Origin of the sequence: uncultured Phascolarctobacterium sp., from assembly GCF_905212365.1 — a bacterium.
Classification (GTDB): domain Bacteria; phylum Bacillota; class Negativicutes; order Acidaminococcales; family Acidaminococcaceae; genus Phascolarctobacterium_A.
Genome location: NZ_CAJMEH010000055.1, coordinates 1 through 15,123 on the forward strand (window position 1 = coordinate 1; position 15,123 = coordinate 15,123).

A 15,123-nucleotide genomic window follows, 5' to 3' on the forward strand; every position below is an offset into this window, starting at 1 on the left:
CCCCCAGCCAGTTTAGCCAAACGTTCCTGCAATTTTTCCTTATCGAATTCAGAAGTGGTTTCGGGGATTTGCGCGCGGATTTGCGCTACGCGGCCTGCAATTTCCTCTTTATTGCCCTGGCCGTCAACGATAGTAGTCATTTCCTTGGTTACGCGAACCTGACCTGCGCGACCCAAGTCTGCCAGGCTGGCGCTGTCCAACTTGCGGCCAACTTCTTCGCTGATTACGGTAGCGCCGGTCAGGATAGCGATATCCTGCAGCATTGCTTTGCGGCGGTCGCCAAAGCCGGGAGCCTTAACGGCTACAGCCTTGAAGGTACCGCGCAGCTTGTTGACAACCAGTGTTGCCAAAGCTTCGCCTTCTACGTCCTCAGCGATAATCAACAGCTCGCTGCCGCTTTGCACTACCTTTTCCAGAACAGGCATAATGTCCTGAATCATGGTAATTTTTCTATCGGTAATGAATACGTACGGATTGCTCAGTACGGCTTCCATCTTATCCGGGTCGGTAGCCATGTAAGGAGAAATGTAGCCGCGGTCGAACTGCATGCCTTCCACGGTTTCCAGGCAGGTTTCCATGGTTTTGGATTCTTCAACGGTAATAACGCCGTCGTCGCCAACCTTTTCCATAGCGTCGGCAATCAAATTGCCGATTTCCTCGTCGGCTGCGGAAATAGAAGCAACCTGCGCTTTAGCTTCTTTGGTTTCAACCTTTTGGGAAACGGTTTTCAATTCGTCAACAAGTACGTCGACAGCTTTCTTAATGCCTTTTTTCAGTACCATGGGGTTAGCGCCGGCGGCTACGTTGCGCATACCTTCGTTAACCATAGCCTGTGCCAGAACGGTAGCGGTAGTAGTGCCGTCGCCTGCTACGTCGTTGGTTTTGATAGCTACTTCCTTAACTAATTGAGCGCCCATGTTTTCAAACGGGTCTTCCAGCTCGATGTCGCGGGCGATGGTAACGCCGTCGTTAGTAATAGTCGGCGCGCCGAATTTCTTTTCCAAAACTACGTTGCGGCCTTTAGGACCAAGAGTAACTTTAACTGCGTCAGCCAAAGCGTTAACGCCGCGTTCCAGGCTGCGGCGAGCTTCTTCATTGAACAGAATTTGTTTAGCCATTGTATATCGCTCCTTTGATAATTACGTCAATAAATGTTATAACAACAGATTATTCAATAATAGCCAGAATGTCGCGTTCGCTGAGGATCAAATAATCCTTGCCCTGATGCTTAATGGGAGTGCCGCTGTATTTAGCGAAGACAACCTCGTCGCCGGCCTTAACTTCCGGTTTAATCAATTTACCGGCGTCGGAATATTTGCCGATACCTACGGCGATTACCTTACCCTGCTGGGGTTTTTCCTTAACGGCGGTATCCGGCAGGAAAATGCCGCTGGCGGTTTTTTCTTCTTGCACAACAGGTTCTACAACAACATGATCAGCTAATGGTTTCAACATTTCAATGACTCCTTTCGAGTACTTTTATTACTGCTTACTTAATGAGTGAGAGTTTTGTTTTTGTTAGCACTCATTTTATCCGAGTGCTAATCACAGTTACTATTATATCCATAACGCGAAAAAAAGCAAGTACCTAAAGCAACTTTTTTACAAATTTGTCGCAAATTTGTACTTGCTCCGGCACTTGCCCTTCATCTAAACCAATAATTCTATGCCTACTTGCCACAATTCATTGTTGACCTGTTCGCAAGCGCCACCCAAAGTAAAAACGCAGCTCGCCTGCAAAACCAATCCTTTGCCTTCGGCATAAGGACGTACAATTTCTGCGTTCTTGCCCAACTTATTGCCATAAAACTTATCCAACGTAACATATAAAGGATATAATTTACCGTGCCAAGCCAAAAGCAAAGTGATTTCCTTATTATTTGAATCCCTGTAAAAGCGTAAATCCGGCAGCTCGCCCTGCCGCAAAAAGCTTTCGCGAATAACATTTACCGTATAATTTTCCAACAAGTTTTTCAAATACACGCTCTGCGCCAAAGCCGTCACGTCGTGCAGCTGCAATAAATGCGCCGCAACGCCCGTTTCCCTGAAATACACCTTGGGCGCTTTCACCAAACGTTTACCCGCAATACAATCCACCGGCTGCAGCAAATATATCAAACCCGTACCCGCTAAAAATTGTAGCCACTGCTTGGCCGTAGGCGCAGTTATGCCCACATTATTGGCCAAAATCGTATAATTAACCACACAGCCCGCCATACTGGCCACAGCGCACAAAAAGCGGTAAAATTTTACCTCGTCGCTTACCGTAGTGCGCTCCATAATATCCTGCTGCAGCACGCGGCGCACATAAGCGGCCGCATTGTTAACGGCGCGGCAGTGCAAAATAGCCGCAGTAATATCAGTGTTCTTCCCAAAAACCGCCAGCTCCCGCAAGCGCGCTGCCTCCGGCACAAACGGTTCCGCATCGCCTACGCCAACAGAAAGCGGCAGGTCCACAAAAACTACTTGCTCTTGCCCACCAAGCGCCAAATAATAGCTTTGCGTACAGCTGCCAATAAGCTTTGATAATGGCAAAGCTCCGGTTAAGATATGCGGCAATAAATACGGTGCGCATTGCAAATTAATTAAATATGCAGCCTGCGGCAAACTTTTAAGAAAAAGCTGCGGATTCTGCTGCGCCTGCAAACGCAGATTAGGCAAAGACAAATCCACAGCGGTATAATTCTGCGTTAAAGCGTCAAGTATAGCTTGCTGTCCGCTGCCGCCGCAATGTCGCAGTATTACCAGCTTATCCTTCTGTTGCAATTCGCGGATCTTCTTCTCTAAATTTTTCATGTTTATCCTTTCCGGAGCAAATTAATATTAATGCTTGCCTTAACTTTTATATCATGGTATAATTTATTTGAAAATCACATAAGTAGGACGGTACCTTACGGTATCTATTTAGCAGTATCTCCGTTCTGTTTTGCAGAACGCCGGTACTGCTTTTTTGTTTTACTGGCATGCAGCCGCTTATGTATTTTCAAATCCAATATTTTAATAATAGGAGATGAAAGTATGCCCAACGAATTTGTTAAGCCGGAATATCTCGACGCTATTGCGCGCCTGCGTCTTATCGACGATTTCTTTATGCGCAAGGCCTTTGAAAACAATATTCCTGCCGCTGAGCTTCTCTTGCGTATCATCCTGCAAGATGATAAAATTAAAGTGGTAAAAGCCTTAAGTCAATATGTTGTCAGTAACCTTTACGGACATTCCGCGCAGCTGGACTTACTTGCCCAAGATGCGTCAGGAAAGTACTTCAACGTAGAAGTGCAAAGCGCCAGCGAAGGAGCTTCGCCTGAGCGCGCCCGTTACTATGGCGGCGTTGTCGATACCGCTCATTTTCCCAAAGGTACCGATTACCATAAGCTCTTTGAAACCTATGTAATCTTTATTACCCAGGACGATATCTTAGGCGAAGGACGGCCTATTTACCACATCGAGCGTAAAATTGAAGAAAGCGGAGCTAATTTTAACGACGGCTCCCACATTATCTATGTCAACGGCAATTGCCGTTATGACCAAACAGCGCTAAGCAGGCTGATGCACGATTTTTTCTGCACCAGATCCAGCGATATGCATTATAAACAATTGCAAGAACGTGTGAAATATTTGAAGGAAACCGAGGAAGGAGTGCAAACTATGTGCAAAATTATCAATGATTTAGTAGAATCCGGCAGCGCATTTGCCAGAGGTAAAAGCGAAGGCAGAAACGAAATAGCTCAAAATTTAAAAAAGCTAGGAGAAATGAGTGATGAAGCTATAGCCAAGGCTACTAATCTCACCTTAGAGCAGGTTCAAGCAATCCGCATATAACCTACGGCACAACTTCATATTGAACGCTAGAGGACGGCGCAGGCCGTCCTTTTTGCTATAAATTTTGCCTTGTTTATATCGTTTCACTGTATATGTTTTGATCTATCTTTAAATTGTTTGTAATATTCACTCAGCCATTGATACTTAATTATTAAATTACTGTTTTTTGCATTAATACTATCATTCAATTCTTTAGATATACCATTTTCAATTTCTTTATAATTTCCTTTTAAATAGCTAATGCCTTTAAAATTTACATCAGGTAATACCTCAACTTCATGCTTATGTAAGAAGTCAATATAGTAACAGCCATCAAAATCCTGTTTAAATAGCTCTCCAAGACTAATATTATGGTCTTCATCATAATCCTCATTATGTACAGTAAGTATTTCTTCCTTTATACTTAATGATGGATCTAAGATAACTCTTGGATAACAAGCTACTGCAGATTCCAGTTCATAAGCTCTATTTAATCCCCTACCATAGAAGAAACTGCTACGATCAAAAATTTTATCATATGTAATTCCACCCCGTAAAAAGAATCCTTTTGTCGCACAAGCAAATTGTAAATAAGCAATCAAACCTATACATTTATCAAAATACTTTTGATCAAAAGAAAACAACATAGAGTCTGAAAACCGATAATAATATTCATTATTATTTTTATTAAGATATTTCTCTAAATCCATAAATTTATGAATCATATCTAATGTTTCGTGGACTGGCTGTTTCATCAAATCTCCTGCATTAGTTTTATTTCTAAAGCCTAAAATATCCACAAATGCAACAAATTTAGTTTCATAATGATATTGTTGTTCCAGCATATTTTCACTTCCAATCTATATACATCTTTACCGTATTTATTCCATTCTTTCTAAAACATCAGCTATTCTTTTTGATGCCAACCCGTCGCCATAGGGATTAGACGCATGCGCCATAGCATCATATACAGCTTTATCTGTAATAAGCCTTTTAAATTCAGAATATATTACAGTTTCATCTGTTCCAACTAACTTCAATGTTCCTGCTGCAATACCTTCTGGCCTTTCGGTAGTATCACGCATTACCAATACTGGCTTTCCTAAACTAGGAGCTTCCTCTTGTATACCTCCACTATCAGTCAAGATAAGAAAGCTTCTCGCCATAAAATTATGAAAATCCAAAACATCCAATGGTTCTATAAGATGAAAATGATCATCATTGCCAAAAATCTCATTAGCCGTTTGGCGCACCAAAGGATTCATATGGATAGGATAAATGACCTTCAAATCATCATGCTCATCTACTAATCTTTTAATTGCTCTAAACATATTCTGCATTGGAGTGCCCAAATTCTCTCGCCTGTGGGCAGTTAAAAGTATCAGCTTGCTTCCTTTAGCCCAGTCTAATTCTGAATGAGAGTAATCATCTCTTACTGTAGTCTTTAAAGCGTCAATGGCAGTATTACCAGTAACAAAAATACTTTCTGCCTTCTTTCCTTCTCTAAGTAAATTATTTTTAGAAACCTCTGTAGGAGCGAAATTATATTTTGCCACTATACCTACAGCTTGCCTGTTGAACTCTTCCGGAAAAGGAGAATATATATTATATGTTCGTAATCCAGCTTCAACATGTCCTACTGGTATTTGCAGATACAAGCAAGCTAACGCTGTTGCAAAAGTAGTAGTCGTATCTCCGTGTACTAAAACGATATCTGGGCTTACCTTTTCGAGTACTGTTCTAATCTTAACCAGAATATTAGATGTAACATCAAATAAAGTCTGTCTTTCTTTCATAATAGAAAGATCATAATCCGGTACAACTGAAAAAGCCTTTAAAACTTGATCCAGCATCTGGCGATGTTGACCAGTAACGCAGACCTTCACATCAAATCCCTGTCTATTTTTTAGTTCATTCACCAGAGGACACATTTTGATTGCTTCCGGACGAGTTCCAAAAACGGCCAATACTCTTTTCATATAAACAACACCTCTAATCAATTATTTATGCTATAAGCAGAAATGATTTTTTTATATACATAATACTGGAGTAAAAAAACTAATATATAAGAATTCAAATAAGCAATAGAATACCCTAATGAATTATATGCAATAAACATTTTGAAAAATAAGAGCAACGATATCCCCCATATACCATTAATTAAAAAACCCAACCACATTTTACCTGCTGCCTGTATAATAAATCCTGTTTGTACTTGCATAGTATAAAGCACTGCAGTAAACAACATTACTATAAACGTGGCTTTACCTTCTAAATACCCCTTTCCATATAAATTTAATATCAAATCACTAAAAGCTGACAAAACCAGAGCAACTACAAGCGCTATTCCAGTAGTTATCAGCGTTGTTTTTATAGTTATTCTCTTCAGCTTATTAATTTGTTTATTAATTAATAAATCTGTATAAATAGGCCGCAATTGCCCCATTTGTGATGGTATATATGTTATATATGTCATCCATTGCTGTGCTATAGTAAAATATGCAATTTCCATAAACCCACAGCTATTTGTTAACATTGCATTGCACACCCAATTTACAGGAACTACAAAAATACTAGAACCAAACGATGGAATTGAGAAATTTATAATTGATTTCTTTATATCTTCATCCCAAGAATATTTTAATATAATTTTTTCTTTCTTATAATATGAAGTATTAATCATCAACGATATGAAATACAGAAGTATATATGTAAAGCTCATAGCATATATAGCTCCCATTAATTTCCACTTCAATGTCATTATCAAACTTAACAGTAAGAAGAGTGAACATCTTATTATCTGAATTAATGATGAAACTTTAAATTGCTCAAAACCAATCATTATGCTCTGTTCAATATTAGCCATACTAGCGAAAAAAATACTTACTGAAACTATTCTAAAATATGAACTCAACTCATTAGTTTCGCAAACATAATACGATATATAACTCGATAATATAAACAAAAAAGCAGAAAACACAAATGATAAAGCAATACAAAATCCACCTAATGTTTTTATATATATGCCTTGAATAATTTTATTATCTTTATTCGCAGAAATGTACCTTACTAAGGTAGCAGATAAACCTAACCCAGAAAATGTTATAAACAAATTTACTGTATTGTTTATAAAAGAATATTGTCCAAAATTTTCCACGCCTAAAATTCGAGAAACTATAATATTAGCAAGTACCATCAAAATTCTTGAACCAATAGCTCCTCCAACTCCATAGAAGATGGCATCGAAACATCTTTTTATTACTGTATCATTAAAATTCATATATATATCCTTTGTATTTAAGTGTTTTCTTCGGAATAAACATGCAAATTATATAATACTACTAAATATATTAAAAATATTGGTCTAGTTAAAACACAACTAGTAAAGCATATAATTAAAAACAAACCTATAAATACTCTTGTTCTTCTGTCCGCACAAATGAATATTTTTACAAATTGATATAGAAAAGCCATAAATCCTAGTATTCCATTAGTACATAATATATAACCTAATGTTTGAGCATACTCTCTATTTTCTATTGTATCAAAAGCATCACTTTCTAAAATTATGCCCATATAATTCAGATAAAGCGCTTGATTTTGCATTCCTATACCATACAGGGCTTCAAAAAAATCTAACCTTGTAAGTATCTCTACAGATCTAAATATTCTACTTCCTGCCGTACCTCCCGCCATAATTCTTTCGTTTAACCACGAATAATCTGCTATAAAATAGAAATATACCATAGTTAAAAACATTAAAGAAAATAAAACAACAATAAATTTCTTCATCGCCATTAGTCTCACATCATTTGCCCTTTTCAACGATGGATATGCAATATAAACTAATACTATCAATGGTATTCCTAAAATTCCCAACATAGATGTTGATAATACTAATCCTAAGCATATAATCAAAATTTTATAAAGCGAAAATTTTATAAAGAAAAAATAATATAGACTAATTAATGCTAATTCAGCAAAATGCGAAGGCTCGGAAAAAAGTCCACATGGCCTAAACGCATAATCAAATTCCCAAGCATTAAAAACAAATTCTTTCAAAACCGGCATGTAGTCTAATCTTATACCAATTTTATAAAAGAAATATTGACATATGATTGTTCCCGCACTTATAAAAGAAAACCAATTAATTATTTTCCACTGTATACAACTTGTATCATTACTTATTATCAAAGAACAAGCTAAAATTGTACAATAGTATATAATAATAGCTTTGCTTGCTTCAATAACATCGAAGTAATATTTATTACCAATAATTTGTAACAGCAGACAAAACAATAAGGTAAGCAAAAATATAGTATTGCTTTGTAAGCAAGACGTGTTTATTTTATTTTTAAAAGTTATACCAATAAATATTAACAATATCAGTAAGGCAGAAAATGGTATTGTAAATACATCATGTTGAGTTCTAGCAGCGCTCAAGCATAAGATAAAAAGTAAAATTACGCTGCTTAAACGCTCTAATCTAATACCTTTCTCTAAAAAATTTTGACAATTCATGAATATGTTTCTCCTTATTGAAGTTATCATCATAAATTTGCATATATTCTGCTTTAACTTCCGAGTACGCAATATCCATATGCATCATTTCTTCTATTGCAGAAATATCATTATCATTTTTATAGCATACCTTATATCTAGTATTACTTAAAAAGCCATTCAGCGCACTCAAGCTATTGCTATATATTGGTATAACTCCGTTTCCCAAATATGTCATTAGTTTAGTTGGCGTGGCAACATGGTTTACCGGATCATTTTCTCTCAATAAAAAGCCAAATTTCACTGATAAAAGTTTTTTAGGTAAATCGCTCACAGGAACAAAATCAATTTCATAATTTTTTATTTTATATTTCTTTAAATATAAAATTGCTTGTTCTTTATCCTTAACTAAAAGCATTAATTTTGAAGAGGGGTACTTATCTTCAATCTGTTTATATAATTCTATGGTTTTTTCAAAGCATTGCCATTTTGATAATGCTCCTACATAACAAAAAATATTCGTTTTATACTTTTCATTACTAAAAGACTTTTCATGAATAATATCATTTACGCAGGGCATGATATAATAATTATTCTTAAAGCTCAGATGGTATTTTTTTTCGTAGAAATTTTTCATTTGCTCAGAAACAAAAAAAAGATACGAAGCATGTATAATAGCTAATTTTTCAAGAAAACTCAACACAAAAAGTCTCAATTTACTGTTATGCTTCAAGTAGCTTTCCTCAGGCCATATACCTTGACACCACAAAAAGTATTTGCGCTGCCCTAATACCATCTTGAGTGCATCTAATGGATGAGCAACTACAGCTATATCGTCACGACCTATTTTAATTTTTTCCCAAGAATAACTGTTATCGACCTTTTCCCCTGCTTTTTCTAGTGCACTCTTTATGATATTTAAATAGTACCCTGTTACTATATCATTACTTTTTAAAAACTTAATCCAAAACATATTTCACCCAAATTTTATTACATTTATTTTCATACATATTTCACTATCTTAGCCGGAACTCCAGCCACAACTGCATTATCTGGTACACTACGAATAACTACAGCATTTGCTCCAACAACAACATTATTTCCTATAATTACATTTCCTAGTACTTTACAACCAGCACCTAAGTATACATTATCCCCTATTACAGGAACCTCATAAATACCAGACCGGCCACCGATTGTTACTTGCTGCGCAATCTTACAATTTTTGCCTATCACTGCTCTGGAATGAATTACAACCCCCATGCCTTTATAACCAAATGTTGTTCCAGCGCCTATCAGGCAAGAATATGGTATAAAGCTATTGTAAAGGAAGAATATTACCCCCCTAATTATTTTGGCAAATATTATTAAATTATGTAAATACAACCAGCGTTCTATCCTGTAAAAGCTTATAGCATTCATAGTTATCTATCCAACTCTCTCTCAATATCATCAATATAATTATCAATAATAAATTTTTCACTAAACCTCAAAGTTCTTTCCTTATATCTTTTAAGCCGTGTTCTATCATTATCTAATTTTAAAATTTCATGAACCAACATATCCGCAGTATTTTCTTGCATTACAACTCCTTCCTCATCATTTCTTACTAACTCTGCATTATAAGCAAAATTACTTACAATAGCTGGAAGCGCTGCAAATTTAGCCTCTACAAGGATACCAGGTACACCTTCATTTTTATAAAATGTAGGAAACAGAAGAAGGTCATACTGATTCAATAGCTCATATACATTATTACCATTACTTTTAAAGATTCCATAATACGTGCAATTCTTCAAACTGTTTATAGCTTTTTGAAAATTTTCTTTATAGTCCTTTCTGACATCACCCCAAAAGCTAAAATCCACTAAAGGAAGTCGCTTGGCTGCATTCAATACAAGTTCTACTCCCTTTTCAGGATAAATCATTGAAAAAAATACGCACTGTAACCTGCCTGTATTTTCACGCACCTTAATTTCAAAGTCCGGTTTTTGACGGCAATTAGGAAATAAGCTTACATTATCAATCTTCACTTCTTTTAAATTTTCCAACATGCTATTTGTTTCAACGTAGATTTTTTTATAACAGCTTATGTATTTTTGATATGCTTTATCTTCGGCAACAATATTAGCAAATTGCCCCCCCATGACTACTAAAATGGATTTCCGCATAGTTTTTCTATTACCATAATAAAAATACATAGAAAGTAGTCTTTGAGCTTTGCCGCTAACTCCTATTACAAATGGCTCATTTTTGAAAAAAGTAATTCCAAAAAATCTCAATACATTCAATGGTTTACTCAACCGTAAGTAATTTGTATCAATCGCTATAAGCTTAATACTCTTCTTTATTAAGCCAAATAACATATTATTCTTTACTGTTACTCCTCCGTATGGCGGCGGAAATCTACCAATATAATATACCATATCAAATCACGCTCTCTGTATTTGTGCCGTTTGTTACATATTTTCTACTATAAGCAGTAAAACATATGCTGTTTTTAATGTTTAAATCTTATACGTTCCCTCTAAATCACAAACATTACGGCAATCCAAAACTACTTTATCCTTTAATCTCCCAATATTATCAATAATTTCTTTATGTGAAACCATAATAACGATCATCTCAATATCATTTAAGAAAGTATTAAAATCATGATACTGGTTAGCAACTACGTCATCAGTAATATATGGGTCATATACCTTCAACCCATTTGCCAAATGCCGCTCTTGGCTTTCCAAAAGCTGTAAAGTAGGCGATTCTCTCATATCATCCACATTTTCTTTATATGTAAGTCCATATAACCCAACTTTAGTGATATCTGCCATGCCCTTCTCTTTCATGATTTCATAAATACGATTCAACACAAAATCTGGCATGCCATCGTTTGTTTTCATAGATTCGTCAATCACCTTAGCCAAACTCGGATAATCACCAACTAAAAACCAGGGATCAACGCTGATACAATGCCCGCCTACGCCGGGTCCGGGCTGTAGAATATTAACGCGAGGATGCATATTGCATATTTTAATAATTTCATAGACGTCCATATTATCATGACGGCAAATTTTTGCTAATTCATTAGCAAAGGCGATGTTTACGGCACGGAAGGTATTTTCCACCACCTTAGTCATTTCGGCAGTTCTGATATCTGTAACTACAATATTCCCCTGGCAGAAAGACGCATAATATTGCTTTACCTTTTCACCCACTTCCGGTTCATCAGCGCCAATAGTACGATTATTATGCAGCAATTCATAAACCATGTTGCCGGGAATAATGCGTTCAGGAGCATGCACAAGATGGATATCTTGTCCAATATTAAAACCCTTTTCAGAAATAACAGGTCTTACAAATTTATCAATTGTTCCCGGAGAAATAGTAGATTCAATAACAATAGTAGCTCCCTTAGGACATACTTTAAGAACATCTTTTACTGCCGCTACTACATAGCACGCATCCACTTTTTTGCTAAATTTATCATACGGAGTAGGCACTGAAACTATATATGTATCAGTAACCTGATATTCTGTAGTAAATTTAATACCAGCTTTCACGGCCACATCAAATAACTCATCAAGTCCATCTTCTTTAAATGTAGTCTTTCCAGCATTTAATGTACTTACTAATTTTTTATTATAATCTGTGCCAACTACCTCAATACCATGAGCGGCCATCATCAACGCCGTCGGTAATCCGATATAACCCAGTCCTATTACATTTACCATTTTCATTCCTCCTGTAAATCGTCAATTTAATATTTTAATCACAGTTTTATATTGGCAACTATCTTCAACGGTAAATTTAGAAGTCAAGCAAATTGTATCCTCTAATTTACCAAACATAGCAGCAATTTTACATTGCTGTAATTCCACCGGCGCTGAAAATTCAAAAATACAATCATCATCTATTTGTATTCTCATATCATCTATTTTTTGCACTTTACATCGGCATCCTATGTGAAAACGTATTATTCCTGTATGATTATTTGATGATGTATCAAATGTATCTATAATTTCAATAATAGCTTTATCTTTATATATTTTTAATGTTCTGCTATGCTTAACCGAATAGGCAAGCATCTTTTCATACCCATCATGAGATGCAGTAATAATAGTCGTATTTTCAGCTTCCCTGAATTCTTCTATATTGGTATAGGCCCTCTTGCCAACACGAAAAGCGCTCCATATCTCCGAGCTGTTCATTCCATCTATCTCTACCGTATTATGGGCTGCTGTACTGCGGCAAGTATTACGTTCAGTACCAGGCTTATAAGTAAAAACTCCGCTGTCTGCCAAAATACATTGCTTATTAATAGTCATCAATATATTTAAAGAGTCTGCATGAGTATGTCCTAGATTATAATCTGGTCCATTATTACCTACATCGAAAAATAAAGATACTGCTTTATTAGCAAAATTAAAATTACCTTTAAAGAAACCTGTTTCTTTAAAAAACTCTTGTGTGCCTAAATTATCTTCATTTCTACAAGCTAAATTCCATCTTGAAGAATAAGATCCACTTACTGCATTATTTGCTTTCCAGCCAAAATATAACGCTGTATTCAAAAAATCACTGGCTAAAAACGGATAATCTATCGCAGCATCATTTACTAACGGTATATTTCCATCCGTCATAATCATAGAATTAAGATATAAATAAGGCTGAAACAACAAACTTTTCAAGTTTTCATATTTTGGATCTTCTTGTTCATCCATCAAAACAGCAGCCTCAAAGCACTGTTGAAGCGACTCAACATGATATGAAACACTACGCTCATAATGCCCCCCATCTGCAAGAAATTGTTCCTTTATTTCCTCTAAAAGTACCTCCTGCCCATAATTATATAAATAGGCATCTTTTAAAAATGCTCCAGCATACATAAGCGCTCTGGCTTCACTTAATAAATGATTACACCCTAATTGAAATTCCATTGATTTCTTTAATTCTGAAGCCTGTGCATAAATCCAATTGCCATATTCCAGTAATAAATTATTATCTTCACAATAAATGGATATAAAACCAATCCAATGCATTAATCTTTCCGCTATTACATATGGATTCCATTTATCTCCACTAATGAGGTTTCCATTGCATTTTTGCCAATCTAAAATCAAACTAAATCCCTTATTAATATATTCTTGGTTACCTGTCAGCACAAACGCGTCTGATAAGCACAATAACCATTTGAAAGCATTCAGCCTAAAACAGGCTAATCTATAAGAATCATTTTTTAAATCCCAATCAATTTCTTCTTGAAAAAGGACCTTCTTTCCACTTACTGTTGAGAAAATGTTTTGTAATATATCGGAAGCCTCATAGAGACTGCTATAATTAGCTTTATTACTACTATACAAATAGCCTAATCTATGGACTTTTTTGATATCATTTCTATATTTAACTTTCCTCTTTATGAACAAATTACGCAAACCATAATACAATCTGTATCGCCATTGGCGCCAAGTCATGTATTTTACAGTATCGTAAATTAACACAGCTTTATTCATAGAAAGCATAATTTAGTCTAGTAGCTCCTCAAAAATATCCAGATATTTTTTTGCCAATACTTTACGCGAATAATGTTCAGCCACAGCTTTATAGCCATTGCTGCCCATTTCTTTTAATTGCTCACGCCAATCTGCTTCCGAAAAAAATTTACGAAGCGCTTCGAAGTCTTCCTCTTCGGTACCAGTTAAAACTATCCCGGCATTATATTGGCGTACAATGTCAGAAGCTTCTCCTTCCGGGCCAATAAATAGCACCGCGATTCCTCTGCCCATAATTTGAAAGAGCTTAGAGGGAATAGTATATTTAAAGTCCTCGCTTTTGTTTAATGTTACTATGGAAATCTCAGTATCTTCATAATAAGGCTCCAATTTCTCAGAACTCATTCCTGGTAAAAGAGTAATGTAGTTTAATTTATAATCAACGATACTTTGATTTATATCATCTTTTTGAGCTCCTTCACCTATAATCAAATAGTTGAAATCATCGATAATATTATGTAAATACTTAGCATATTTAAATGTGCCAACTATATTTTGAGATATGCCTAACGTGCCAAAATAACTTAAAGTCAACCATTTCGTGCAAGTACGGTTAGAAAATTTGCAATCAACGCCATTGGTAACTACTAAAATCTTATCCTCAGGTATACCGTCGGCACACAAAATTTTTTTAAATCCATTAGTAACTACTACTACCTTCGCCGCCCTATTGCATAAAAATAGTTCCAGCCAGCGCATGCCTTTCACAGGCAAAGAGTCTGCCTTTCTGCCTGTGGCCATCAATTGCTTATATGTTATGTCGCGAATTTCAAAGACAAATTTTCCTTTATATAAAACTGTATATATCCATGCTAGAATACCTGTAAAAATTGTTCCAGACGTTCCCAAAACAATATCAAAATTCTTACCTATTTTTCTTTTTTTAGAAATAATATTGTATAAGCCAAAAGCAAAAAAGCTCAAAGCATTTTCCAGTCTATTAAACATAGAGGTATTCGGCTTTACGATAAGCTTACTCCTAATTACTTTTATCTTATTGATTGTTTTCACGTTAAGCATGGATACCTTGTATCCATAAAATACTCTCCCCGTAGGATAATTAGGAAAAGCTGTAAAGACCGTTACTTTGTGTTCTTCCTCCACCCAATGCTTTGCATTATCTGTTGCCCTAAAAGCAGCAGCTATGGGCTCTGGATTATAAAATTGAGAAAAATATAGTATATTCATCACTTCGCGCCCTTTCTCATCAATACCACGCCCACCGTCTGCCACAGCAGCTTCATGTCCATCCACAGCGTCCTGTTCTTCACATACCAGC

At 35.9% G+C, this 15,123-nt stretch carries 14 protein-coding genes; 1 reads left to right on the forward strand and 13 read right to left on the reverse strand.

The window, feature by feature from the left end:
• The 3 genes from groL to QZ105_RS08385 form a co-directional block, all read right to left on the reverse strand.
• On the reverse strand, nt 1-1,118 hold a 1,118-nt coding region (groL, locus tag QZ105_RS08375; protein WP_293729468.1), incomplete at its 3' end, for a chaperonin GroEL.
• A gap of 49 nt (nt 1,119-1,167) precedes the next feature.
• Nucleotides 1,168-1,455: a co-chaperone GroES gene (gene groES, locus QZ105_RS08380; RefSeq protein ID WP_293729470.1), complete on the reverse strand. Its 288-nt coding sequence runs from the start codon at nt 1,453-1,455 to the stop codon at nt 1,168-1,170.
• Nucleotides 1,456-1,650: 195 nt separating this feature from the next.
• Nucleotides 1,651-2,796, reverse strand: a complete 1,146-nt coding sequence (locus QZ105_RS08385) for a DUF4143 domain-containing protein (RefSeq protein ID WP_293729471.1) — start codon at nt 2,794-2,796, stop codon at nt 1,651-1,653.
• Between the two features lie 222 nt (nt 2,797-3,018).
• Between QZ105_RS08385 and QZ105_RS08390 the strand changes: the two genes are divergently transcribed.
• On the forward strand, nt 3,019-3,819 hold the full coding sequence (locus QZ105_RS08390; RefSeq protein WP_293729472.1) for a PD-(D/E)XK nuclease family transposase: 801 nt from the start codon (nt 3,019-3,021) through the stop codon (nt 3,817-3,819).
• Nucleotides 3,820-3,902: 83 nt separating this feature from the next.
• Here the strand turns inward: QZ105_RS08390 and QZ105_RS08395 are convergent, their stop codons facing one another.
• The 10 genes from QZ105_RS08395 to QZ105_RS08440 all read right to left on the reverse strand — a co-directional run.
• A complete protein-coding gene (locus QZ105_RS08395) occupies nt 3,903-4,643 on the reverse strand; it encodes a hypothetical protein (protein ID WP_293729473.1) in 741 nt (246 codons plus the stop codon).
• Between the two features lie 36 nt (nt 4,644-4,679).
• Nucleotides 4,680-5,777 (reverse strand): non-hydrolyzing UDP-N-acetylglucosamine 2-epimerase, encoded by a 1,098-nt coding sequence (wecB, locus tag QZ105_RS08400; protein WP_293729474.1) that lies wholly within the window; start codon nt 5,775-5,777, stop codon nt 4,680-4,682.
• 17 nt (nt 5,778-5,794) lie between these two features.
• Nucleotides 5,795-7,078 (reverse strand): oligosaccharide flippase family protein, encoded by a 1,284-nt coding sequence (locus tag QZ105_RS08405; protein ID WP_293729475.1) that lies wholly within the window; start codon nt 7,076-7,078, stop codon nt 5,795-5,797.
• A gap of 17 nt (nt 7,079-7,095) precedes the next feature.
• Nucleotides 7,096-8,319: a hypothetical protein gene (locus tag QZ105_RS08410; protein ID WP_293729476.1), complete on the reverse strand. Its 1,224-nt coding sequence runs from the start codon at nt 8,317-8,319 to the stop codon at nt 7,096-7,098.
• Complete coding sequence (locus QZ105_RS08415) at nt 8,285-9,271, reverse strand: hypothetical protein (protein WP_293729477.1); 987 nt, start codon at nt 9,269-9,271, stop codon at nt 8,285-8,287. The genes QZ105_RS08410 and QZ105_RS08415 overlap by 35 nt, the downstream gene beginning before the upstream one ends.
• A 29-nt stretch (nt 9,272-9,300) precedes the next feature.
• Nucleotides 9,301-9,720: a hypothetical protein gene (locus tag QZ105_RS08420; RefSeq protein WP_293729478.1), complete on the reverse strand. Its 420-nt coding sequence runs from the start codon at nt 9,718-9,720 to the stop codon at nt 9,301-9,303.
• Nucleotides 9,721-9,722: 2 nt separating this feature from the next.
• Complete coding sequence (locus QZ105_RS08425) at nt 9,723-10,724, reverse strand: glycosyltransferase (RefSeq protein ID WP_293729479.1); 1,002 nt, start codon at nt 10,722-10,724, stop codon at nt 9,723-9,725.
• Between the two features lie 81 nt (nt 10,725-10,805).
• Nucleotides 10,806-12,026 carry a nucleotide sugar dehydrogenase gene (locus QZ105_RS08430; RefSeq protein ID WP_293729480.1) on the reverse strand — a complete coding sequence of 407 codons (1,221 nt, stop codon included), beginning with the start codon at nt 12,024-12,026 and terminating at the stop codon, nt 10,806-10,808.
• Nucleotides 12,027-12,047: 21 nt separating this feature from the next.
• The gene (locus QZ105_RS08435) at nt 12,048-13,814 is read right to left on the reverse strand and encodes an alginate lyase family protein (protein ID WP_293729481.1); all 1,767 of its coding nucleotides are present in this window, start codon (nt 13,812-13,814) and stop codon (nt 12,048-12,050) included.
• A gap of 3 nt (nt 13,815-13,817) precedes the next feature.
• A partial coding sequence (locus QZ105_RS08440) for a glycosyltransferase family 4 protein (protein ID WP_293729482.1) occupies nt 13,818-15,123 on the reverse strand: 1,306 nt, incomplete at its 5' end.